Genomic DNA, 20,937 nt, shown 5'->3' with positions numbered 1-20,937 from the left:
CGGTGAGCGGGCCACCCCGCGCGGTCGCGGAGCTGCGGCGCGCGGTCCGCGAGGGGCTGCACGCCGACGACCGGCCGGTGCTCGCCGCCTGCAGCGGGGGAGCGGACTCGGTGGCCCTGGCCGCCGCCCTCGCCTTCGAGGCACGCCACGCCGGCGCGCGGGTCGGCGGGGTCACCGTCGACCACGGCCTGCAGCCGGGCTCGGCCGCGCGCGCGGAGGGCACCGCCGCGGTGCTGCGCGGGCTCGGGCTCGACCCGGTCCTCGTGCTCGCCGCCCGGGTGGGCGCCGGCGGTGGCCCGGAGGCCGCCGCCCGCGCCGCCCGCTACACCGCGCTGGGCGCCGCGGCGCGGGAGCACGGCGCCCGCGTCGCGCTCGGCCACACCCTCGACGACCAGGCCGAGACCGTCCTCCTCGGCCTGGGCCGTGGCTCGGGCCCCCGCTCGGTGGCCGGCATGGTGCCCGAGCGCACCGCCGACGGCGTCGGCTGGTGGCGCCCGCTCCTCGGCGTGCGCCGGGCCACCACCCGCCAGGCCTGCGCCGACCAGGGCCTGCCCGTGTGGGACGACCCGTGGAACGCCGACCCCGCCTACACCCGGGTGCGGCTGCGCACCGAGGCCCTGCCGCTGCTGGAGGAGGTCCTCGGGGGCGGCGTCGCCCCGGCGCTGGCCCGCACCGCCCGGCTGCTGCGGGAGGACCTCGACGCCCTCGACGACCTGGCGGCCGCCGAGCTGGCGCGACTGGCCGCGGAAGCCGGGGACGGCGGGCTGCCCGCCCGGCCGCTCGGGTCGCTGCCGGCCGCGCTCCGCCGGCGGGTGCTGCGCGGCTGGCTGCGCGGCGCCGGCGTCCCCGACCTGCAGGCGGTCCACCTGAGCGCGGTCGAGAGCCTGGTCACCCGCTGGCGGGGGCAGGGGGTGGTCGACCTACCCGGCGGCGCGGGCGTCGTCCGGGCGTCTGGCACTCTGGTGCTGCTGCCGCCGGAGCACCGGCGGAGCACTTCCGGACCCGCACCCCACGAGGAGCACACTCCGTGACGGAGCCTGCCAGCATCCCCGGCGCACTCGGTCCCGACCACGGCTACGGCCCGGACATCGACCACGTCCTGCTCAGCGAGGACGAGATCCGCGGCAAGATCGCCGAGCTCGCCGCCGCGGTCGCCGCTGACTACGCCGGCCGGGAGGTCCTGCTCGTCGGTGTGCTCAAGGGCGCGGTGCTGTTCATGAGCGACTTCGCCCGCGCGCTGCAGCTGCCCACCCAGATGGAGTTCATGGCGGTCTCCTCGTACGGGTCCTCCACCAGCTCCTCCGGCGTCGTGCGCATCCTCAAGGACCTCGACCGCGACATCACCGGCAGGCACGTCCTGGTGCTCGAGGACATCATCGACTCCGGGCTGACGCTGTCCTGGCTGCTGAAGAACCTCGGCGGCCGGGCGCCGGCGTCGCTCGAGGTCTGCGCCCTGCTGCGCAAGCCCGACGCGGTCAAGGTCGACGTCCCGGTCAAGTACATCGGCTTCGACATCGCCAACGAGTTCGTCGTCGGGTACGGCCTGGACTACGCCGAGCGGTACCGCGACCTGCCCTACATCGCCACGCTCAAGCCGGAGGTCTACTCCTCCTGAGGGAAGCGCCGGAGCTCCCAGCTCGCACGCAGGAGATCCCCAGGTCCACCGGTGTACCGTCGATCCCGACGACGCTGCCCGAGCGCCGGGGTCCCTGCCCGGGCCGTTTGGCGGCGTCCCCGGGACGATCAGGAGGGTCGACGGGCGCCCACGGGCGCCCGGCATCGGTGTATGGAACGTAAGAAGATCTTCCGCTCGGTGTGGTTCTGGGTCGTCCTGGTCATCCTGCTGGCCCTGACCGTCTCGTCGCTGTTCAGCGGCGAGGGCAGCAGGCAGGAGATCACCACCTCGACGGCCCTCGAGCAGATCGAGACCGGCAACGTCGAGTCGGCCACGCTCAACACCAAGGAGCAGACCCTCGACCTGGACCTCGCCGACGAGGTCGAGGGCAGCACCGAGGTGACGACGTCCTACCCGGTGGCGGTCGAGGGCGACATCGTCGACCTCCTGCGCGCCCAGGAGGCCGAGGAGTTCGACACCAACGTCACCCAGGACAGCCTCCTGGTGAGCCTGCTGGTCAGCTTCCTGCCCTTCCTGATCCTGCTCCTGCTGCTCTTCTGGCTGTTCAACTCGATGCAGGGCGGCGGCCGCGGCGTCATGGCCTTCGGCAAGTCCAAGGCCAAGCAGATCACCAAGGACATGCCGAAGACGACGTTCTCCGACGTCGCCGGCGCGGACGAGGCGATCGAGGAGCTGCACGAGATCAAGGACTTCCTCGCCAACCCGGTCAAGTTCCAGGCCGTCGGCGCGAAGATCCCCAAGGGTGTGCTGCTGTTCGGCCCGCCCGGCACCGGCAAGACCCTGCTGGCCCGCGCCGTCGCCGGCGAGGCCGGCGTGCCGTTCTTCTCCATCTCCGGGTCGGACTTCGTCGAGATGTTCGTCGGCGTCGGCGCCAGCCGGGTCCGCGACCTGTTCAACCAGGCCAAGGAGAACTCCCCGGCGATCATCTTCATCGACGAGATCGACGCCGTCGGTCGTCAGCGCGGCGCCGGCATGGGCGGCGGCCACGACGAGCGCGAGCAGACGCTGAACCAGATGCTCGTCGAGATGGACGGCTTCGACGTCAAGGGCGGGGTCATCCTGATCGCCGCCACCAACCGGCCCGACGTCCTGGACCCCGCGCTCCTGCGCCCGGGCCGCTTCGACCGGCAGATCGCCGTCGACCGCCCCGACCTGGAGGGCCGCAAGCGGATCCTCGAGGTGCACGCCAAGGGCAAGCCGCTCGCGCCTGACGTCGACCTCGAGACCGTGGCGCGCCGCACGCCGGGCTTCACCGGCGCCGACCTCGCCAACGTGCTCAACGAGGGCGCGCTGCTCACCGCCCGCAACAACGGCTCGCTCATCACCGACGCCACCCTCGAGGAGGCGATCGACCGCGTCATCGCCGGCCCCGAGCGCAAGACGCGGGCGATGAGCGAGAAGGAGAAGAAGGTCACCGCCTACCACGAGGGCGGGCACGCCCTGGTGGCGCACGCGCTGCCCAACCTGGACCCGGTGCACAAGGTGACGATCCTTCCGCGCGGGCGCTCGCTGGGGCACACCCTCGTGCTGCCGACCGAGGACAAGTACACCCAGACCCGGTCGGAGATGATCGACACCCTCGCCTACGCCCTCGGCGGGCGGGCGGCCGAGGAGCTCGTCTTCCACGAGCCGACCACCGGTGCCGGCAACGACATCGAGAAGGCCACCTCCATGGCCCGCGCGATGGTCACCCAGTACGGCATGAGCGCCAAGCTGGGTGCGGTGAAGTACGGCAGCAGCGACTCCGAGCCGTTCCTCGGCCGGGACATGGGTTCCCGCCCCGACTACTCCGAAGCCGTCGCCGCCGACATCGACGCGGAGATCCGCGCGCTCATCGAGGCCGCGCACGACGAGGCGTGGGAGATCCTGGTCGAGTACCGGCACGTCCTCGACCAGCTGGTGCTGGAGCTGATGGAGAAGGAGACGCTGTCCAAGGACGACATGGCGCGCATCTGCGCGCCGGTCGCCAAGCGGCCGGCGCTCGCCCCCTACAACGGCTTCGGCAAGCGAACTCCGTCCAACCAGCCGCCGGTGCTCACGCCGGCGGAGCGGGCCGGGCAGAACGGGTCGGGGCACGACACGACTCCGGTCGGCGACGTCGGGGCCCCGGTCCAGAGGTGAGCGAGATCCCGGCCGAACCCGAGGACCTGCTGCTGGCACCGGCTCCCGGGGTCGACCAGGAGCGGGCGGCCGCGGCGGTCCGCGAGCTGCTCATCGCGGTGGGCGAGGACCCCGACCGGCCGGGGTTGCAGGAGACCCCCGCGCGGGTCGCGCGGGCCTACGCGGAGACCTTCGCCGGGCTCTGGCAGGACCCGTACGACATCCTCGCGACGACGTTCGAGGAAGACCACGACGAGCTCGTGCTGGTCAAGGACATCCCGATGTACTCGACCTGCGAGCACCACCTCGTGCCCTTCCACGGGATGGCGCACGTCGCCTACATCCCCGGCGAGGACGGCCGTGTCACCGGGCTCTCCAAGCTCGCCCGGCTGGTCGAGGTCTACGCCCGCCGCCCCCAGGTGCAGGAGCGGATGACCCGCCAGATCGCCGACGCCCTCGACGACGTGCTCAAGCCACGCGGCGTGCTGGTCGTCGTCCAGGCCGAGCACCTGTGCATGGCCATGCGCGGCATCCGCAAGCCGGGCTCCTCGACGGTCACCTCCGCGGTCCGCGGCATCTTCCGCGACAACGCGGCGACCCGCAGCGAGGCGATGGGCCTCGTCCTCGGCCGGTGAGCGGGGCCCGTCGATGACCGACGCCGCGCTGCCGCGACCGGGCCGCTGCCTGGTGATGGGCGTCCTGAACGTCACGCCGGACTCCTTCTCCGACGGCGGCTGTTTCGCCGACCCGGACACCGCCATCGCGCACGGTCTGGCGATGCACGCCGCGGGCGCGGACTACGTCGACGTCGGCGGTGAGTCCACCCGCCCGGGCGCCGACCGGGTGGACGCCGACGAGGAGTGCCGCCGCGTGCTCCCGGTGATCCGCGAGCTCTCCGCCGAGGGCGTGCGCACCAGCGTCGACACCACCCGCGCCGAGGTGGCCGAGGCCGCGCTGGCCGCCGGGGCGGTGCTGGTCAACGACGTCAGCGGCGGGCTGGCCGACAAGAACATGGCCGACCTGGTCGCCGACGCCGGGGTGCCGTGGGTGCTCATGCACTGGCGGGGTCACAGCCGGGAGATGTACGCGGCCGCGCAGTACGGCGACGTCGTCACCGAGGTCTGCGCGGAGCTCACCGCCCGGGTGGAGGACGTCGTCGCCGCAGGCGTGCGACCTGACCAGCTGGTGATCGACCCGGGCCTGGGCTTCGCCAAGCGCGCCGAGCACAACTGGGCCCTGCTGGCCGGGCTCGACCGGCTCGTCGCCGTGGGGCTGCCCGTGCTCGTCGGCGCCTCCCGGAAGACATTCCTGGGTCGGCTGCTCGCCGCGTCCGACGGCCGGCCCCGTCCCGCCGAGGAGCGCGACGCCGCGACCCTGGCGACCACGGTGCTCGCCGCGGAGGCCGGTGCGTGGGGCGTGCGCGTCCACGACGCCGGCGCCTCGGTGGACGCCGTCCGAACCGTGGCCGCGGTCCGCGCGGCGAGAGGAGCCGGCCGTGGCCACCCCTGACCGCATCGCCGTCCGCGGCGTCCGCGCCCACGCCCACCACGGCGTCTACGCCTTCGAGCGCGAGCGGGGGCAGGTGTTCCGCGTCGACGCCGTCCTGGAGCTCGACACCTCCGCGGCCGCGGCCGACGACGACCTGGCGCGCACGGTGAACTACGCCGACATCGCCCAGCGGCTGCACCGCGTGGTCACCGGCGAGCCGGTGCACCTGCTCGAGACGCTCGCCCAGCGGCTGGCCGACGTCTGCCTCGCCGACGAGCTCGTCGACGCCGTCGAGATCACGGTGCACAAGCCGGAGGCCGAGCTCGGGGTGCCGTTCGACGACGTGACGGTGACCATCCGGCGCGAGCGCGCATGAGCCGGGCCGTCCTCTCCCTGGGCGCCAACCTCGGCGATCGCGCCGGTGCGCTCCGCGCCGCGATCACCGCGCTGAAGGACGACGGCGTGCTCGTCGCCCGCTCCACGCTGTACGAGACCCCGCCGTGGGGCCCGGTCGAGCAGCCGCCCTACCTGAACGCCGTCGCCGTCGTCCGCGGCGATCGGGACGCCCGGGGCTGGCTCGCGCGGGCCCGGGAGCTCGAGGAGGCGGCCGGCCGGACCCGCGAGGTGCGGTGGGGTGCCCGCACCCTCGACGTCGACGTGGTCACCGTGACCGGCGACGACGGCGCGCCCGTGCTCTCCGACGACCCCGCGCTGACCCTGCCTCACCCGCGGGCGCACGAGCGCGCGTTCGTGCTGGTGCCGTGGGCGACCCTCGACCCGACCGCCCAGCTCCCCGGCCGCGGCCGGGTCGCCGACCTGGTGGCCGCGCTCGACCCCGCCGACGTGGCGGCGGTCGTGCGCTGGGACCACCTCCGCTAGGCGCCCTGTGACCCCCGTCCGCCGTCGCGACCTCGTCGTCCTCGCCCTCGGGCTCACCGTGGCCGCGTGGCTGCTGGTGCGCGCCTGGTACGGCGAGCTGCCGCCGCTGCGCTGGTGGCTGCCCGCACCGCTGGCGGTCCTGGCCCTCGGCGAGGCCCTGGGGGCGCGGGTGCTGACGACCCGGCTTCGGGCGCTGCGCGAGGCGCGGGCCGGGCGGGGCCCCACCGGGCGCGACGCCGCGGGCGTCCGCCCGGTCGAGCCGATGCTGGTCGCGCGGCTCGCGGTGCTGGCCCAGGCCAGCGCCTACGTGGGCGCCGTCGTCACCGGGGTCTGGCTGGGCGTCCTCGCCTACACCGGCCCCGCCGTGGGCCGGCTGCAGGCGGCAGGGAACGACACGGTCACCGCGCTGCTGGGCCTGCTGGCCTCCCTCGCGCTGGTCGCCGCGGCGCTGTGGCTCGAGTCCGCCTGCCGGGTGCCGCCCGGCTCGACCGACGACGAGCCGGCCCCCGGGGTCAGCGCCTAGCTGTCACCAACGTCGTGGCCCGGTACACCTGGCCCGGATCCGCGCAAGAACGGTCAAGCACCGGGGGCGCCCGGCGCAGCACCCTGTACGCATGACGGGACGGGACCGGCTCCGAGAGCTCCTCGACGCGGTGCTGGACGAGGAGAACCACACCCTCGCCGAGATGGCCGGCGACGCCTACGCCTCGCCCTTCCACCTCACCCGCACCCTCTCCCGGGACGCCGGCGAGGCGCCCGTGGCGATGCGGCGGCGGGTGATGCTGGAGCGCGCGGCCTGGCAGCTGCAGCAGGGCAGCAGCGTCACCGACGCCGCGTGGGCGGCCGGGTACGAGTCGGTGGAGGGGTTCAGCCGGGCCTTCGCCCGTGCCTACGGTCGGCCGCCGAGCGCGGTGGACGCCGGCTCCGGCCACTGGCTGCCGGCGCCCAACGGCATCCACTTCCACCCGCCCACCTCCCTGTGGGTGCAGAGCACGGAGCACGCCATGAACCCGCTCACCGAGCAGTTGGTGGCGCACGGCCTCGACGACACCCGGTACCTCATCGAGGTCGCGAAGGGCCTCTCCGACGAGGAGTTCCGCGCCCCGCGGCTGCCCGGGCTCGTCCTCCTGCCGTGGGACGGCCCGGAGGAGTCGGTGCAGGTCCTCCTCGACCACCAGGTGCACACCCTGGAGATCTGGCTGGCCTCGATCGAGGGTCGCGACCTGCCCTCGCGGGCCGCGGACCCGGACCCCGCCGCACTGCTGGACCGGCACGACGCGGTGGCCCCGCGCTGGCTGGCCACGGTGCGCGACATCGACCGGCGCGGCGGCTGGGACGACCGGCTGGTCGACGCGCTCTGCGAGCCGCCCGAGAGCTTCGTCCTGAGCAGCGTCGTCGCCCACGTGCTCACCTACTCGGCCTCCCGCCGCCAGCTGGTCCGGCACCTGCTGCGGGGGGCGGGCCACCCCGTCGACGACGGCGACCCCATCGAATGGCTCCGCGCGCGACGCGGCGAGATCCCCGGAGGAACCCCGTGCTGACCTACCACACCGCCACCACCCTCGACGGCTTCATCGCCGACCCCGACGACTCCCTGGAGTGGCTCTTCCGCCAGAAGCAGGGCGACGTCCCGGGCTTCGGGTTCGACGAGTTCATGGCCGGCGTCGGTGCCCTCGTCATGGGACGCACGACCTACCAGTGGGTCCTCGACCACGAGGCCGCCGCCGGCAACGGGTGGCCCTTCACGCTGCCGACGTGGGTGATGACCAGCCGGGAGCTCCCCGCCGCGGAAGGCGACGTCCGGTTCGCCTCGGGCGACGTCCGCGCGGTGCACGAGGCGATGACCGCGGCGGCGGGGGCGAAGGACCTCTGGCTCGTCGGCGGCGGTGACCTGGCCGGCCAGTTCGCCGAGGCCGGGCTGCTCGACGAGGTCGTCGTCTCCATCGCGCCGGTGACGCTCGGCGCGGGGCGGCCGCTGCTCCCGCGGCGGCTGGACCTGGAGCTGGTCGAGGCCGCCGCCAACGGAGCGTTCGTCAGCGCCCGCTACCGGGTGACCGGGCCGCTCCTGGAGGACCGGGCCGGCTAGGCCGAGCTGGCGCCGGCGGTCTCGGGCACCCGCCCCTCGACCGATCGGCGCAGGGCCGAGTGCAGCGACTCGGGAGTGAGGACGCCGAGGAACTGGTCGCCGTCGAGCACGGCCACCCAGCCCGCCTCGTGCTGCAGCATCGTGGCGAACGCCGTCTTCAGCGACGCCTCACGGGGCACCCAGGCCTCCATGCGGCGGGCCGCGGAGCCCACCGTCCCCGAGCCCGCCGTCCGGTCCGGCGAGAGCCAGCCGTGCAGGCGGTCGGCGTCGTCGAGCACCACGGCCCAGCGCGCACCGGAGCGCTGCAGCGCCGACCGCGCGTCGGCCAGGCCGTCGTCGGCGTGCAGCACCGGCGGGTGCTCCAGGTCCTCGGCGTCGATCCCCGTGACGGCCAGCCGCTTGAGGCCCCGGTCGGCGCCGACGAAGTCGGCCACGAAGTCGTTGACCGGCCTGCCCAGCAGTTCCGCGGGGGAGGCGAACTGCTCGACCCGGCCGCCCTGGCTCATGACGGCGATCCGGTCGCCGATGCGCACGGCCTCCTCGATGTCGTGGGTGACGAACACGATCGTCTTGCGCACCGTGGCCTGCAGCCGCAGGAACTCCGCCTGCAGCCGCTCGCGCACGACCGGGTCGACGGCGGAGAACGGCTCGTCCATGAGCAGCACCGGCGGGTCGGCCGCCAGCGCGCGGGCCACCCCCGCCCGCTGGCGCTGCCCGCCGGAGAGCTGGCCCGGGTAGCGGTCGCCGTGCACGGCCGGGTCCAGGCCGACCGTGGTCAGGAGCTCGTCGACCCGCGCCCGCGTCTCCTCCCGGCCCCAGCCCAGCAGGCGGGGCACGGTGCCGACGTTCGCGCGGATCGTCTGGTGGGGGAAGAGCCCCACGCTCTGGATCACGTAGCCGATGCGCCGGCGCAGCTCCACGGGGTCGGCTCGGGTGACGTCCTCGTCGCCGATGACGATGCGGCCGGACGTGGGCTCGATGATCCGGTTGATCATCTTCATCGTCGTGGTCTTGCCGCAGCCGGAGGGGCCGACGAGCACCGTCAGCTCGCCCGCGGCGAAGGTGAGGTCGAGCTCGGCCACCCCCACGGTGCCGTCGTCGAACACCTTGCTGACGCCCTCCAGCCGGATCTCCACCGCCTCGCCGGACGCGCTCGCGGACGGGGGAGTGTGCGCAGTAGCGTCCACGGCGTGGTCCTCCTGGGGTGCGCCCGGTGCTGAGCGCGGAATCGGGGACGTCCGCGGTCCTGGCCGTGGACGCGGCGCCGAATCCCTGGTTCGACGCAACCTATGTCGTCGAGAACTGGGACACCATTCTGCGGTACCTGGGCGAGCACGTGCGGCTGACCGTCGCCGCCGTCGTCATCGGGGCCCTGCTCGCACTGCCGCTGGCGCTGGTCGCCCGCCGCGTCCGGTGGCTGGCCGGCCCGGTGCTGGGGTTCTCCTCGATCGTCTACACGATCCCGTCGCTGGCGATGTTCGCCCTGATCTTCCCGTTCACCGGGCTGACGGCGACGACGGTGCTGGTCGGGCTGGTCGTGTACTCGCTGGTGATCCTGGTGCGCAACTTCCTCACCGGCCTCCAGGGCGTGCCCGGTGACGTGCGCGAGGCCGCGCAGGGGATGGGCTACGGCCGGTTCCGGCTGTTCTGGCAGATCGACCTGCCGCTGGCGCTGCCGGCGTTCATGGCCGGCCTGCGGATCGCCACCGTCTCCACGGTCGCGCTCACCACGGTGGGCGTGCTGGTCGGGCACGGCGGGCTCGGGCAGCTGATCTTCGGCGGGTTCAACGCGAACTTCTACCGGGCCGAGATCGTCACCGGCGCGGTCGGCTGCGTGCTGCTGGCGCTCCTCGCCGACCTCCTGCTCGCCGGCGCCGAACGGCTGCTCAGCCCGTGGGCGAGGGCGCGGTCGTGACCGGCTTCGGCGACGCGGTCGTGTACCTCAACGACCCGTTCAACTGGACCCGCCCCGGCGGGTTGCTGGACCTCCTGGTCGAGCACCTGGCGGTCTCCGCGATCGCCGTCCTCGCCGCGCTGCTCCTCGCGCTCCCGCTGGGCATCGCCCTGGGCACCAGCGGGCGCGGCGGGGGCGCGGTCGTCGTCCTCTCGAACGTGAGCCGGGCCGTGCCGACGCTCGCGCTGCTCACCCTCTTCGCGGTCAGCCCGATCGGCTTCGGCAACCGGGCCACCACCATCGCCCTCGCGGTCTTCGCCTTCCCGCCGATCCTCACCAACACCTACGTGGGCTTCCGGGGGGTGGACGGCGACGTGCGCGAGGCGGCCCGCGCCATGGGCATGACCCGCGGCCAGGTGCTGCGCCGGGTCGACCTGCCGCTGGCGCTGCCGCTGGTGATGACCGGCGTCCGCACCGCCGCCGTGCAGGTGGTGGCGACCGCCGGGCTCGCCGCCCTCGTCGGCGGGGGTGGCCTGGGCCGGGTGGTGAACCTCGGCTTCGGCCAGCAGGACTACGGGCTGATCATCGCCGGCGCGATCCTCATCGCGGCGCTGGCGCTGCTCACCGAAGTGGTGCTCGTGGCGTTCACCTGGGCGGTGCGGCCCGGTCCGCGGCGGTGGCTGACCGTCCCCGGTCGGCAGCGGACCGTGCGCGGCGAACCGGAGCTCACCGGGGTCGGCGTCCCGTCCTGATCACGCGTCGGTAACGAACGCCCCGGCGGCGGCAACCCGATTGCGTCGTGCACAACGGGACGGTTCGATGGGCTCCGCGGGAATCCTCCCGCCAGACACGCGTGCCGGTCCGGCACGGGACACAGAAGGCGGGGCGTCCAACCATGCGCGCACGCACCAGGATCATCGGCCCGCTCGCCCTCGCGGTCGCGCTCACCGCGGCCTGCGGGGAGTCGGGCTCCTCCGGCACCGGCGGCGGGGGTGACGCCGGCGCGACCGGGGCCGCCTCCGGCGACGCCTGCGCCCCGATCGCCGGCGACCAGCTCGTCGTCCTCGAGGACGACCAGGCCCTGCAGAACGCCGACAACATCATCCCGGCGGTCAACGCCGCGGCGGCCGAGGCGAACCCGGCGCTGCTGCCGGCGCTGAACGCGGTCTCCGCCGAGCTCACCACCGACGAGCTCATCGAGATGAACGCCGCCGTCGACGTGCAGCGGCAGAGCGCGGACGACGTCGCCGCCGCCTGGGTCGAGGAGAACGTCGACACCGGCGCCCTGGAGCAGGGCAGCGGCCCGATCGTCGTCGGGGCCGGCAACTTCACCGAGTCGACCGTGCTCGCCACGATCTACGCCGACGTCCTCACCGCAGCCGGGTTCGACGCCTCCGTCCGGGAGGCCGGCAACCGGGAGCTGTACCTCCAGGCGCTGCGCAACGGCGAGATCCAGGTCTTCCCCGAGTACCTGGCCACCGTCACCGAGTTCCTCGAGGGCGACGACGCCACGCAGGTGGCCAGCGGCGACGTCGAGGCGACCGTCGCCGCCCTGGAGCCGCTCGCGACCGAGGCCGGCCTCGTGTTCGGCGAGCCGTCGGAGGCCGCGGACCAGAACGCGTTCGCGGTCACCCAGGCGTTCGCCGACGAGCTGGGGGTCACCACCCTCTCGGAGCTTGCCGAGGCCTGCGACGACGGCTCGCTGGTCCTGGGTGGGCCGACCGAGTGCCCGACCCGCCCGTTCTGCCAGCCCGGGCTGGAGGAGACCTACGGCCTGGAGTTCGACAGCTTCCGCGAGCTGGACACCGGCGGGCCGCTGACCAAGGCCGCGATCCAGCAGGGTGAGGTCTCCATCGGCCTGGTCTTCAGCTCCGACGGCGCGCTGGCCCAGCAGTAGAAGGACCCCCGTGCCCCCCACCGCTCGCACGCTCGCGGCGGGACTCCTGCACGGGGGCCGTTCCAGCACGTCACGGGCTCGCGGCGGGACCCTGCAGGGGGGCCGTTCCAGCACGTCACGGGCTCGCGGCGGGACCCCTGCACGGGGGCCGTTCCAGCACGTCACGGGCTCGCGGCGGGACCCCTGCACGGGGGCCGTTCCAGCACGTCACGGGCTCGCGGCGGGACCCTGCACGGGGGCCGTTCCAGCAGCTCAGTACCAGCCGCCGGGGGGCAGTTGCTCCCCGGCGGCCACGGTCGTGGGGACCCGGTTCCCCTCGGGGGCCAGCGGGCACGACCAGCGCGGGTCGTAGGCGCAGGACGGGTGGTAGGCGAAGTTGAGGTCCACCACCAGCCGCTCGCCGTCGCCCCCCAGGTCGGCGCCCTTCACCGTGTCGAGCAGGTAGCGCCCGCCGCCGTAGGTGGTGCCGCCCGCGCTGCCGTCGCGCAGCGGCAGGAAGACCCCGCCGCCGTAGAGCGCCACCCACCAGACGTCGAGCCGGCCGACCCCGGGCAGGTCCACCGCCCCGATCCGGTCCAGCGGGACGACGCCGTCTGCGGCCGTGGGGACCTCCAGCCGCAGCGGCGCCGCCGGTTGGAGCACCGGCGTGAATCGGAGCTCCGGCCGGTAGGGCGCCACCGGCAGGCCGCGGAAGGCGGCTCGCCCGGAGGCGTCCAGCGGGGACTGGGGGTGGTCGGCGAAGAGCTCGTCCCGGCCCTCCCGCCACCGCCACCAGCCCTGCTCGGGGTCGGCGGTGTCCCGGACGGCGGCGTGCAGCGCGGCCACGCGGCGGCGCCAGTCGAGCAGCGAGAGGGTCACCCGGAGAACTGTGGCACCTGGGACCACTGTGGGCACGGGGTCGCTTCCTCCCCGTGAGCGCCACTCGTCGCTACGCTGTGTGCCATGCCCCGCCGCGAGGACGACGCCGCCCGCGGCCCCGCCCTCGCCGGCTCCCGCACGCTGCTCCAGACCGGCGGTTTCGTGCTCGCCGTCGGCGCCACGCTCGCGGTCTTCCTCACCGACAACGCCCAACTGCTTCGGGTCGCCGTCGTGGCCGTGGCCTGGGCCTTCGTGCTGGCCACCTTCGCCGCCGGACGGCGCGACACCGACCGGGTGCGGGCCGCCGCACGCGAGGCCGACCTGCGCCGCGCCTACGAGACGGAGCTGGAGCGCGAGGTCGCCGCCCGCCGCGAGCACGAGCTGGAGCTGGAGAACGAGCTCCGCCGCGAGGCCGAGGAGTCGATGCGCGACGAGCTCGACGCGCTGCGCGGGGAGATCTCCTCGCTGACCGGTCTCCGCGACGAGGTCGCCCGGGTGGCCGGCATGCGCGGGGAGATCGCCGCGCTCGGCGAGCTCCGCGACGAGGTCGCCCGCGTGGCCGCCCTCCGCGACGACGTCGCCGCGCTCGCCGGCCTGCGAACCGAGCTCGGGCAGCTGGGCGCGCTCCGCGAGGACATGGGGCGGCTCCGGGCCGAGCTCGCCGAGCAGCTGTCCAGCGAGATGCTCGTCGAGCGGATCGTGATGCGAACCCAGGCCAGCCGGCTCGACGGGTCGGCGCGCACGCTGGAGGCCGCGACCTGGAGCGACGACGCCCCGCCGCGCGAGCTCACCGGCGGCTGGCCGGCGATCCGGCTGGACGAGCCGCGCCCCACCCAGCAGTTCGAGCAGGTGCGCACCAGCACCTGGTCGGCCGTCCCGCCGCCGGCTCCGACTGCCCCGCCCGTCCCGCCGGCTCCGACCGTCGGACCCGTCCCGCCGCCGGTCCGCGCGGCCGCGCCGCCCCCGCCGCCGCTGCGCCCGCCCGCGCCTCCCGTGCCGGCCCGCCCGGTCGCCCCCGCGCCGGCGCCGGCGCCCTCGGGGTTCGGCCGGCACGAGCGCGCCGCGGCCCACCACGGCGACCCTTCCCTCGGGTCCGGGGCGCCTGCCGTCGGCGAGCGCCCGGCCCCGCCGGTCACCGTCCACTCGCCGGTGGTGACGCCCTCGTCCACGCTGCCCCCGGCCCCACCGGCCACCCCGCCGCCGTCCCCCGTGGAGTGGCTGGCCGCGCGGTCGCTCCTCGACCCGCCGGCGCCGCCTCGCAGCGAGGACGCCCCGCGCCGCCGGCGCACCGACGACGGGGAGAAGCCGCCCGCCGAGTTCCCCCCCACCACCGCGCAGCCCGCGGTGCCGCCGACCTGGGCGGCCCCGCCGGAGCAGGACCGCCCGGACGCCCCGATCCGCATCGAGCAGATCCTCGCCGAGAACGGCGTCAGCCCCACCGCGGGCGGCCGCCGTCGGCGGCGGTACCGGGAGGACGGCGACAGCGACGACGTCCTGGCCCGGGTCCTCGGCCGCTGACCCCTAGCGGGGACCGCGCGACAGCCCGCCCCCGTCGAGCACCAGCGTCTGGCCGGTGACCCACCCCGCGCCGTCGCCCAGCAGGTAGGCGGCGGCCTCGCCGATGTCCTCGGGCGTGCCCAGGCGCGCCATCGGGTAGACGGCGGCGGCCTCGGCCTCCCGGCCCTCGAAGAGGGCGCCGGCGAAGCGGGTCTTCACCACGGCGGGGGCGACGGCGTTCACCCGCACCTTGGGCGCCAGCTCCACCGCCAGCTGCGTCGTCAGGTTGATGAGCGCGGCCTTGCTCACCCCGTAGGCGCCGATCTCCTGCGACGAGCGCAGCCCCGCCACCGAGGCCACGAAGAGCACCGAGCCGCCGTGCTCGGCCATCCAGGCCCGCCAGGCCTCCTGCACGAGGCCGAGGGAGGCCACGACGTTGGTGTCGAGGATCTTGCGGCACGCGTCGAGGTCGAGGTCCATGAGCGGCCCGTAGGCGGGGTTGATGCCGACGTTGCCCACCAGCACGTCGAGGCTGCCGAACGTCTCGACCGCCGTGCGCACCGCGGTCGCGCGGTGCTCCGGGTCGCCGGCGTTGCCGGCCACCGACACCGCGACCTCCGGCCCGCCCAGCGCCTCCACCGCCTCGGCCAGCGCATCGGGCTTCCGGGCGGTGAGCACCACCCGGGCGCCGCGCTCGACCAGGCTCCGGGCGATGCCCAGGCCGATGCCGCGGCTGCCGCCGGTCACCAGTGCGGTCTTTCCCTCGAACGTGTGCACGCTGCCTCCCTCGCCGATGTGCCGGCCGTCACGGTAGGGCGGCGCCCTCGCCGGCTCGCCGCCGGGTGCGCCGCCCGGACGTGAGCCAGCACACAGCGACCAGGCGTTGCGAGGGCCGCGCGGGCGTCACACACTCGCCATCGGCAGGTCGCCCGCGTGACACGGAACGGTTGCAGCGGACGCCGGCCGGAGCTCCGACCCGCACCACCCGCTCGACCACCGCGATCCCCACCGGATCGCTCCCGACGTCCGGTACCCGCGAGGGACTGGAACGAGAGGTGCACCGATGCCTGCTGCCCGCAGGACCGTCCGCGCGCTGCTGGGCCCGGCCCGCACGCACGCCCGCCCGTCCGACGCGCCCGCCCGCCTCCGCGTGGGTGTCATCGGCGCCGGTCGCGTCGGTGCCGTCCTGGGTGCCGCCCTCGCCGCGGCCGGCCACGACGTCGTCGCCGCCTCGGGCCTCTCCGCCGCCTCCGCCGAGCGGGCCGCCCGGCTGCTGCCCGGCGTCCCCCTGCTGCCGGCCGACGCGGTGGTCGACGCCGCCGACCTCGTGGTCCTCGCCGTCCCCGACGACACCCTCGCCGGGCTCGTGTCGGGGCTCGCCGAGACCGGCGCCTGGCGCGCCGGCCAGCTCCTGCTGCACACCTCCGGGGCCCACGGGCTCGCCGTGCTCGCCCCCGCCGAGCAGGCCGGGGTGCTCGCGCTCGCCCTGCACCCCGCCATGACCTTCACCGGCGCCCCCGAGGACGCCGACCGGCTCGACGGCGCGCCCTTCGGCGTGACGAGTCGTCCCGAGCACCGCCCGGTCGCCGAGACCCTGGTGCTGGAGATGGGCGGCGAGCCGTTCTTCGTCGCCGAGGCCGACCGCCCGCTCTACCACGCGGCACTGGTCACCGGGGCCAACCACCTGGTCACCCTCGTCGCCGAGGCCGCCGAGCTGCTGCGCACCGCCGGGGTGGCCGAGCCGGGGCGCGTGCTCGGCCCGCTGCTCACCGCCGCGCTGGACAACGGCCTGCGCCGGGGTGACCGCGGGCTCACCGGCCCGGTCAGCCGCGGCGACGCCGGCACCGTCGCCCGCCACCTGCAGACCCTCGGCGAGCGGGCCCCCGGCGCGGTCGCGGCCTACGTCGCCATGGCGCAGCGGACCGCCGAGCGGGCCGTCGCCGCCGGCCGGCTGCGCGCCCACGACGCCGCGCCGGTGCTCGACGTGCTCGGCGCCGCGCGGCACGACGACGTCGCGGGGTCCCGGTGAGCGTCGGTACCCGCCCCGTCGTCGCCGAGTCCGCCGCCGAGCTGCGCCGGCTGGTCGCCGCCCTGCCCGGTCCGGTCGCCCTCGTGCCGACCATGGGAGCGCTGCACGAGGGGCACCGGACCCTGGTCCGCGCGGCCCGGGAGCGGGCCGGCAGCGTCGTCGTCTCGGTGTTCGTGAACCCGACGCAGTTCGGGCCCGGCGAGGACTTCGACCGCTACCCGCGCACCTGGGACGCCGACCTCGCCGCGCTGGCGGAGGAGGGCGCCGACGTCGTCCTCCACCCGCCGGTCGAGGAGGTCTACCCGCCGGGTGCGGCCGGGGTGACCGTGGACCCGGGCCCCCTGGGGTCGGTGCTCGAGGGCGCCGTGCGGCCGGGCCACTTCGCCGGCGTGCTCACCGTCGTCGCCAAGCTCTTCGGGCTGGTGCGGCCCGACCTGGCGCTCTTCGGCGAGAAGGACTACCAGCAGTTGACGCTCATCCGGGCCATGGCCCGGGAGTTGGCGCTGGGCGTCGAGGTGGTCGGCGTCCCGACCGTCCGGGAGGACGACGGCCTGGCGCTCTCCAGCCGCAACCGCTACCTCTCGCCGGTACAGCGGTCCCGGGCCGGGACGTTGCACCGGGCACTGCGTGCCGGGGCCGACGCGGGCCCGCACGGGGCCGAGGCCGTTCTCGCCGCCGCCCGCGCCGTCCTGGCCGAGGAGCCCGACCTGGTCCAGGACTACCTGGAGCTGACCGATACCGACCTGGGACCGGCGCCGGACACCGGCCCCGCCCGGTTGCTGGTCGCGGCCCGCGCCGGCAGCACCCGACTCCTCGACAACACGGCAGTCCGACTGGGAGGCCCCCGATGATGCGCACGATGCTCAAGTCCAAGATCCACCGCGCCACGGTCACCCAGGCCGACCTGCACTACGTGGGCTCGGTGACCGTCGACGAGGACCTCCTCGACGCCGCCGACCTGCTCCCCGGTGAGCAGGTCGCGATCGTCGACATCACCAACGGCGCCCGCCTGGAGACCTACGTCATCCCCGGCGAGCGGGGCAGCGGCGTCATCGGCATCAACGGCGCCGCCGCCCACCTCGTGCACCCCGGCGACATGGTGATCCTCATCAGCTACGGGCTGATGGACGAGACCGAGGCCAAGAGCTGCATCCCGACGGTCGTGCACGTCGACGGCGCCAACCGCGTCGTCGAGCTCGGCGGGGACCCGTCAGCCCCCGTGCCCGGGGCCACCGACCACCGGAGGAGCCCGTTCGCGGCCGCGCCCGACGGCGCCGAGTGATGGCCCCGCCCCGGGTTCCCCCGCGAGCCTGCGAGCCGGGCGGCCTCGTCACAGGGGCCCGCCGCGAGCGTCCGAGCGGCGGGGGGCGACGGGGTCCTTCTGCCGATCCGGTGACGCGGTGCTGCTGACCGTCGACGTCGGCAACAGCCAGACGGTCCTCGCCACCTTCGACGGCGACCGGCGGGTCGGTTCCTGGCGCGTGACGACCGCGCCCCGCGCCACCGCCGACGAGCTGCGCATGCTGTGGCGCGGCCTGCTGCGCGACACCGAGGTGACCGGCGTCGCCGCCTGCTCCACGGTGCCCGCGCAGCTGCCGGCGCTGCGCCAGCTGCTGGACTCCCTCGAGGTGCCGGTGGTGCTCATCGGGCCCGGCGTGCGCACCGGCGTCCCGCTGCACGTGGACAACCCCCGGGAGGTCGGCGCGGACCGCGTGGTCACCGCCCTGGCGGCCGCGGAGCTGTTCGGCCGCGCCCCGGACGGCGGCCGTCGCCCCGTGGTCGTCGTCGACTTCGGGACCTCCACCAACGTCGACGCCGTCGGCCCGGAGGGTCAGTTCCTCGGCGGCGCGCTCGCGCCCGGGGTGGAGGTCAGCCGGGACGCGCTGGCCAGCCGGGCGGCCCAGCTGCGGTCGGTCGAGCTCAGCTGCCCGCCGCACGCCATCGGGAAGAACACCGTCGCCGCCCTCCAGTCCGGGCTGGTGCTCGGGTTCGCCGGCCTCGTCGACGGGCTGGTGGGCCGGATCTCCGCGGAGCTCGTCGCGCAGTTCGGCACCGCGCCGGTCGTCGTCGCCACCGGGGGGCTGGCGCCGCTGCTGGTCGACAGCTGCCGCACGATCGGGGAGCGCGAGCCCGACCTGACCGTGCACGGCCTGCGGCTGGCCTTCCAGCGGCAGCAGGCCGCCGAGCGGCGGCCGGCCGCACCGTAGGCTGAGCCCCCGTGACGGACGTGGGACCGAACGGGACGGGCGGCGACGACGGCGGCGAGGAGCTGCCGGAGCAGATGCGGGTGCGCCGGGCCAAGCTCGACCGGCTCCGCGACTCGGGGGTCGACCCCTACCCGGTGCGCGTGCCCCGCACCACCACGCTCGCCGCGGTCCGCGCCGGCCACCCGGACATGGAGCCGGACACGATGACCGGCGAGCGGGTCGGCGTCACCGGCCGCGTGATCTTCTACCGCAACACCGGCAAGCTCTGCTTCGCCACGCTGCGCGAGGGCGATGCCGAGCTGCAGGTGATGCTCTCCCGCGATCGCGTGGGCGAGGAGGCGCTGGCCGCCTGGAAGTCCGACGTCGACCTGGGCGACCACGTCTTCGTCGAGGGCGAGGTCGGCACGTCGCGCCGCGGGGAGCTCTCCGTCTTCGCCGACTCCTGGCAGCTGACCGCCAAGTCCCTGCGCCCGCTCCCCGTGGCGCACAAGCCGATGAGCGAGGAGCTGCGGGTCCGCCGCCGCTACGTCGACCTGATCGTGCGCGACGAGGCCCGACGCACCGTCCGGCAGCGGGCCACCGTCATGTCCACGCTGCGCGCGGGGCTGGCCCGGCGGGAGTTCATCGAGGTCGAGACCCCGATGCTGCAGACCGTGCACGGGGGTGCCGCGGCCCGGCCGTTCCGCACCCACATGAACGCCTTCGACCTCGACCTCTACCTGCGCATCGCACCCGAGCTGTTCCTCAAGCGGTGCATCGTCGGCGGGCTGGACCGGGTCTTCGAGATCAACCGCAACTTCCGCAACGAGGGCGCCGACAGCTCGCACTCCCCGGAGTTCGCGATGCTGGAGTTCTACGCGGCCTACCTCGACTACCAGGACATCGCCGTCATCACCCGGGAGCTGGTGCAGGAGAGCTGCGAAGCGCTCTTCGGCGACCACGTCGCCCGCCACCACGACGGCACCGAGCTCGACCTGTCCGGGGAATGGCGTCAGGTGCGCCTGTTCGACCTCGTGAGCGAGGCGGTGGGGGAGCCGGTCTCCCCGGAGACCCCGATCGAGCAGCTGCGCGCGCTGGCCGAGCGGCACGAGGTGGGCATCGACCCGGCCTGGATCCACGGCAAGGTGGTCGAGGAGATCTTCGAGGCGCTGGTGCAGCCCTCGCTGCAGGACCCCACGTTCGTCATCGACTACCCGGTGGACACCTCGCCGCTCACCCGGGCGCACCGCACGGATCCGGGGGTCGCCGAGAAGTGGGACCTCTACATCGGCGGCATCGAGCGCGGCACCGGCTACTCCGAGCTCGTCGACCCCGTCGTCCAGCGGGAGCGCTTCACCCAGCAGGCGCTGCTGGCCGCGGCCGGTGACCCCGAGGCGATGGTGCTCGACGAGGACTTCCTCGAGGCGCTCGAATACGGCATGCCGCCCACCGGCGGGGTCGGAATGGGGATGGACCGCTTGATGATGACCCTCACGGGTCTCGGCATCCGGGAGACGATCCTGTTCCCATTGGTCCGCCCGCTCAGTTCCTGATCCGTTCGTATCCCGATTACTCCTCTCGAGGAGTAATCGGGTTGCCATTTCCTATTGCCGCCGCTCCGTGCTGTAATAGCCCTCGCACCCGCCGGGTGCAATTTCCATCCGGCCTCCGGGCCGTTGCGAAAAGCGAGGAACGAATGGCGCGCAAGGTCCAGGTCATCCTGAGCGACGACCTCGACGAGAATCTCCCGGCCGACGAGACCGTCAGCTTCGCTCTGGACGGCACGTCCTACGAGATCGACCTGGCGGAGAAGAACGCCCAGGAGATGCGCGACGCTTTCGCCCGCTACATCTCGGCGGCGCGCAAGGTCGGTCGCGGAACCCGTTCCTCCTCCGGTGGCGGCCGCACCCGCGCCACCGGTGGCGGTGGCCGCATGGACCGCGAGCAGGCCGGCGCCATCCGCGACTGGGCCCGCAAGAACGGTCACGCGGTCAGCGACCGCGGCCGCATCCCGGCCAGCGTCGTCGAGGCCTACGAAGCCGCCCACTAAGGCCTCGTCCGGAGGCTCGGCCCGAGCTGGCGAGGGCTGAGAGGGACGAGGTCCTTCTGCTCGCCCCCGGCGCTCGCAGGCTCGCGCCCGGTCCCTGCGAGGGGGCCCGTTCCAGCACGGCACGACCGGCCCGGCTCCCCTCAGGGGAGCCGGGCCGGTGGCGTCCAGGGCCGCGGTGGCGGCCGGTAGGCCCGACAGGGGGCGGGGTGCCCGGCGTCCAGGGGCGGCGCGCCGCCGTCCGCTCACGGCGTAACGGGGGTGGAACAGCGCTCCGGGGGCCGTGGTTGGAACGGGCAGCCACCCACCGGACCCGTCGGACGACGACGGGACGGCGTGG

23 protein-coding genes are annotated in these 20,937 nt (G+C 74.9%); 20 read left to right on the top strand and 3 right to left on the bottom strand.

Annotation, left to right across the window (positions count from 1 at the left end; translation table 11 throughout):
- Positions 1-2 precede the first annotated feature (2 nt).
- The 10 genes from tilS (at position 3) to ACI792_RS02300 (ending at position 8,189) form a co-directional block, all read left to right on the top strand.
- Entirely contained in the window at positions 3-1,031 is a 1,029-nt protein-coding gene (gene tilS / locus ACI792_RS02345; RefSeq protein WP_456601146.1) for a tRNA lysidine(34) synthetase TilS, read from the top strand.
- On the top strand, positions 1,028-1,615 hold the full coding sequence (gene hpt / locus ACI792_RS02340) for a hypoxanthine phosphoribosyltransferase (RefSeq protein ID WP_456601145.1): 588 nt from the start codon (positions 1,028-1,030) through the stop codon (positions 1,613-1,615). The genes tilS and hpt overlap by 4 nt, the downstream gene beginning before the upstream one ends.
- A 171-nt stretch (positions 1,616-1,786) precedes the next feature.
- Entirely contained in the window at positions 1,787-3,757 is a 1,971-nt protein-coding gene (ftsH, locus tag ACI792_RS02335; protein ID WP_456601144.1) for an ATP-dependent zinc metalloprotease FtsH, read from the top strand.
- The gene (gene folE, locus ACI792_RS02330; RefSeq protein WP_456601143.1) at positions 3,754-4,371 is read left to right on the top strand and encodes a GTP cyclohydrolase I FolE; all 618 of its coding nucleotides are present in this window, start codon (positions 3,754-3,756) and stop codon (positions 4,369-4,371) included. The genes ftsH and folE overlap by 4 nt, the downstream gene beginning before the upstream one ends.
- A 13-nt stretch (positions 4,372-4,384) precedes the next feature.
- Positions 4,385-5,245 carry a dihydropteroate synthase gene (gene folP, locus ACI792_RS02325; RefSeq protein ID WP_456601142.1) on the top strand — a complete coding sequence of 287 codons (861 nt, stop codon included), beginning with the start codon at positions 4,385-4,387 and terminating at the stop codon, positions 5,243-5,245.
- Entirely contained in the window at positions 5,232-5,600 is a 369-nt protein-coding gene (gene folB / locus ACI792_RS02320) for a dihydroneopterin aldolase (protein ID WP_456601141.1), read from the top strand. The genes folP and folB overlap by 14 nt, the downstream gene beginning before the upstream one ends.
- Positions 5,597-6,103 carry a 2-amino-4-hydroxy-6-hydroxymethyldihydropteridine diphosphokinase gene (gene folK / locus ACI792_RS02315; RefSeq protein ID WP_456601140.1) on the top strand — a complete coding sequence of 169 codons (507 nt, stop codon included), beginning with the start codon at positions 5,597-5,599 and terminating at the stop codon, positions 6,101-6,103. The genes folB and folK overlap by 4 nt, the downstream gene beginning before the upstream one ends.
- A 7-nt stretch (positions 6,104-6,110) precedes the next feature.
- A complete protein-coding gene (locus tag ACI792_RS02310) occupies positions 6,111-6,626 on the top strand; it encodes a DUF3180 domain-containing protein (RefSeq protein ID WP_456582716.1) in 516 nt (171 codons plus the stop codon).
- A gap of 91 nt (positions 6,627-6,717) precedes the next feature.
- Complete coding sequence (locus ACI792_RS02305; protein ID WP_456601139.1) at positions 6,718-7,644, top strand: helix-turn-helix domain-containing protein; 927 nt, start codon at positions 6,718-6,720, stop codon at positions 7,642-7,644.
- Positions 7,638-8,189 carry a dihydrofolate reductase family protein gene (locus ACI792_RS02300; protein WP_456601138.1) on the top strand — a complete coding sequence of 184 codons (552 nt, stop codon included), beginning with the start codon at positions 7,638-7,640 and terminating at the stop codon, positions 8,187-8,189. The genes ACI792_RS02305 and ACI792_RS02300 overlap by 7 nt, the downstream gene beginning before the upstream one ends.
- Here ACI792_RS02300 and ACI792_RS02295 read toward each other — a convergent pair.
- A complete protein-coding gene (locus tag ACI792_RS02295; protein WP_456601137.1) occupies positions 8,186-9,376 on the bottom strand; it encodes an ABC transporter ATP-binding protein in 1,191 nt (396 codons plus the stop codon). The genes ACI792_RS02300 and ACI792_RS02295 overlap by 4 nt on opposite strands.
- 26 nt (positions 9,377-9,402) lie before the next feature.
- Between ACI792_RS02295 and ACI792_RS02290 the strand changes: the two genes are divergently transcribed.
- The 3 genes from ACI792_RS02290 to ACI792_RS02280 all read left to right on the top strand — a co-directional run bounded on the left by ACI792_RS02290 (position 9,403) and on the right by ACI792_RS02280 (position 11,980).
- Positions 9,403-10,104 carry an ABC transporter permease gene (locus tag ACI792_RS02290; RefSeq protein WP_456601136.1) on the top strand — a complete coding sequence of 234 codons (702 nt, stop codon included), beginning with the start codon at positions 9,403-9,405 and terminating at the stop codon, positions 10,102-10,104.
- A complete protein-coding gene (locus ACI792_RS02285) occupies positions 10,083-10,835 on the top strand; it encodes an ABC transporter permease (protein ID WP_456601135.1) in 753 nt (250 codons plus the stop codon). The genes ACI792_RS02290 and ACI792_RS02285 overlap by 22 nt, the downstream gene beginning before the upstream one ends.
- A 143-nt stretch (positions 10,836-10,978) precedes the next feature.
- On the top strand, positions 10,979-11,980 hold the full coding sequence (locus tag ACI792_RS02280; RefSeq protein WP_456601134.1) for a glycine betaine ABC transporter substrate-binding protein: 1,002 nt from the start codon (positions 10,979-10,981) through the stop codon (positions 11,978-11,980).
- Positions 11,981-12,232: 252 nt separating this feature from the next.
- On the opposite strand, the gene ACI792_RS02275 is transcribed toward ACI792_RS02280, so the two are convergent.
- On the bottom strand, positions 12,233-12,838 hold the full coding sequence (locus ACI792_RS02275; RefSeq protein ID WP_456601133.1) for a DUF1684 domain-containing protein: 606 nt from the start codon (positions 12,836-12,838) through the stop codon (positions 12,233-12,235).
- 84 nt (positions 12,839-12,922) lie between these two features.
- Between ACI792_RS02275 and ACI792_RS02270 the strand changes: the two genes are divergently transcribed.
- The gene (locus ACI792_RS02270; protein WP_456601132.1) at positions 12,923-14,356 is read left to right on the top strand and encodes a DUF6779 domain-containing protein; all 1,434 of its coding nucleotides are present in this window, start codon (positions 12,923-12,925) and stop codon (positions 14,354-14,356) included.
- Between the two features lie 3 nt (positions 14,357-14,359).
- Here ACI792_RS02270 and ACI792_RS02265 read toward each other — a convergent pair whose 3' ends face one another.
- Positions 14,360-15,112, bottom strand: a complete 753-nt coding sequence (locus ACI792_RS02265) for an SDR family oxidoreductase (RefSeq protein ID WP_456601131.1) — start codon at positions 15,110-15,112, stop codon at positions 14,360-14,362.
- A 286-nt stretch (positions 15,113-15,398) separates the two neighbouring features.
- On the opposite strand from ACI792_RS02265, the gene ACI792_RS02260 reads away from it, so the two are divergent.
- The 6 genes from ACI792_RS02260 to ACI792_RS02235 all read left to right on the top strand — a co-directional run bounded on the left by ACI792_RS02260 (position 15,399) and on the right by ACI792_RS02235 (position 20,600).
- A complete protein-coding gene (locus ACI792_RS02260; protein WP_456601130.1) occupies positions 15,399-16,364 on the top strand; it encodes a Rossmann-like and DUF2520 domain-containing protein in 966 nt (321 codons plus the stop codon).
- Positions 16,361-17,215, top strand: a complete 855-nt coding sequence (gene panC, locus ACI792_RS02255; RefSeq protein WP_456601129.1) for a pantoate--beta-alanine ligase — start codon at positions 16,361-16,363, stop codon at positions 17,213-17,215. The genes ACI792_RS02260 and panC overlap by 4 nt, the downstream gene beginning before the upstream one ends.
- Positions 17,212-17,646 carry an aspartate 1-decarboxylase gene (gene panD, locus ACI792_RS02250; protein WP_456601128.1) on the top strand — a complete coding sequence of 145 codons (435 nt, stop codon included), beginning with the start codon at positions 17,212-17,214 and terminating at the stop codon, positions 17,644-17,646. Before panC ends, panD begins: the two co-directional genes overlap by 4 nt.
- A gap of 118 nt (positions 17,647-17,764) precedes the next feature.
- Positions 17,765-18,571, top strand: coding sequence for a type III pantothenate kinase (locus ACI792_RS02245; protein ID WP_456579551.1), 807 nt, complete (start codon positions 17,765-17,767; stop codon positions 18,569-18,571).
- Between the two features lie 11 nt (positions 18,572-18,582).
- Positions 18,583-20,103 carry a lysine--tRNA ligase gene (gene lysS, locus ACI792_RS02240; RefSeq protein WP_456601127.1) on the top strand — a complete coding sequence of 507 codons (1,521 nt, stop codon included), beginning with the start codon at positions 18,583-18,585 and terminating at the stop codon, positions 20,101-20,103.
- Positions 20,104-20,246: 143 nt separating this feature from the next.
- Positions 20,247-20,600, top strand: a complete 354-nt coding sequence (locus ACI792_RS02235; protein ID WP_456579549.1) for a histone-like nucleoid-structuring protein Lsr2 — start codon at positions 20,247-20,249, stop codon at positions 20,598-20,600.
- The last annotated feature ends 337 nt before the right edge of the window (positions 20,601-20,937 follow it).

It is taken from the genome of Blastococcus sp. SYSU DS0669 (assembly GCF_054050895.1).
Note: the sequence above shows the minus strand (reverse complement) of the source record. Positions and strands in the feature narration are given on the sequence as shown.

Excerpts from the sequence above, each read along its gene's own strand:
- ftsH (WP_456601144.1), top strand. The coding sequence starts at position 1,787 with ATGGAACGTAAGAAGATCTTCCGCTCGGTGTGGTTCTGGGTCGTCCTG.
- folP (WP_456601142.1), top strand. The coding sequence starts at position 4,385 with ATGACCGACGCCGCGCTGCCGCGACCGGGCCGCTGCCTGGTGATGGGC.
- folK (WP_456601140.1), top strand. The coding sequence starts at position 5,597 with ATGAGCCGGGCCGTCCTCTCCCTGGGCGCCAACCTCGGCGATCGCGCC.
- ACI792_RS02305 (WP_456601139.1), top strand. The coding sequence starts at position 6,718 with ATGACGGGACGGGACCGGCTCCGAGAGCTCCTCGACGCGGTGCTGGAC.
- ACI792_RS02280 (WP_456601134.1), top strand. The coding sequence starts at position 10,979 with ATGCGCGCACGCACCAGGATCATCGGCCCGCTCGCCCTCGCGGTCGCG.
- ACI792_RS02270 (WP_456601132.1), top strand. The coding sequence starts at position 12,923 with ATGCCCCGCCGCGAGGACGACGCCGCCCGCGGCCCCGCCCTCGCCGGC.
- ACI792_RS02260 (WP_456601130.1), top strand. The coding sequence starts at position 15,399 with ATGCCTGCTGCCCGCAGGACCGTCCGCGCGCTGCTGGGCCCGGCCCGC.
- panD (WP_456601128.1), top strand. The coding sequence starts at position 17,212 with ATGATGCGCACGATGCTCAAGTCCAAGATCCACCGCGCCACGGTCACC.
- ACI792_RS02235 (WP_456579549.1), top strand. The coding sequence starts at position 20,247 with ATGGCGCGCAAGGTCCAGGTCATCCTGAGCGACGACCTCGACGAGAAT.